We start from the raw sequence: 815 nt of genomic DNA on the forward strand, positions 1-815 counted from the left end.
GGCGCAGGCACCACCAGTGCGACCGCGATCATCGACGAGTTCAGCGGATTCAGCGCCGTCCCGAGACTCAGTGCAGCGATCGCTAGGCCGGGGCGGGGTTTGTTGGTCACGTCCCTAAGTCTGGTCCATCGTTGCCTGAGGTCACGAAACGGCGCGTCACGAACCTCGCTGCCGGGCCCTCAGCTCTGCGCTACGGACAGTACCGGCTTCTTTTTGCCGCTGGCGTCTTGGGTCAGCGTCGGGGCCGGAGGCTTCGGCGGGGCCACTACGGGAGCAGGTGCCGGTGGTGGTGGCGGCGGTGCGGGCGGAAGGCAGGAGTAGTTGTAGTCGAAGTCCGTGGTGAATTGGGTGAGCACAACCACGCCGCCAGCAGTCAGGGGCGGGGCCGAGCAGAGTTCCGCCGCAGTCTCTGGTGATGTTGCTCCGGCAAGCCAGCTCTTAAGTCCGTTCAGATTGCTGTCGGGATGAAGCTGGCCGGCGATGAGCCCGAACTGGTACGAGGTTGAGTAGATGCCAACCTGGGCGCCGATGCTTTGCAGGAACGCGGCCATGCCTTCAATGTCTGCGGCGTTGGCCACGGTGTCCCAAGACCATGCATTCCCGGTCTCCACATCCAGCCACCACAGGCGCTTGGCGGGATCGGGCACGCCGTACCGGGTGACGGCGTCGAAGGCCATTCCGTAACCGTAAAGGTAGGCGCACGCCGCCGAAGCTGACCCGTCGCAGCTCCCATACGGGTTGGGCCCGGCCAGACCCACCTCCGCATCGGATCCGGGCCACCACGCGCCATAGCCCGCGGGATTGGCGGTGTTGAC

At 65.6% G+C, this 815-nt stretch carries 1 protein-coding gene; it reads right to left on the reverse strand.

All coding sequences use genetic code 11. The features are described from left to right. Window positions 1-179 precede the first annotated feature (179 nt). On the reverse strand, window positions 180-815 hold a 636-nt coding region (locus AHiyo1_RS24145), incomplete at its 5' end, for a hypothetical protein (RefSeq protein ID WP_172465519.1).

Origin of the sequence: Arthrobacter sp. Hiyo1 (assembly GCF_001263615.2) — a bacterium.
Taxonomy (GTDB): domain Bacteria; phylum Actinomycetota; class Actinomycetes; order Actinomycetales; family Micrococcaceae; genus Arthrobacter.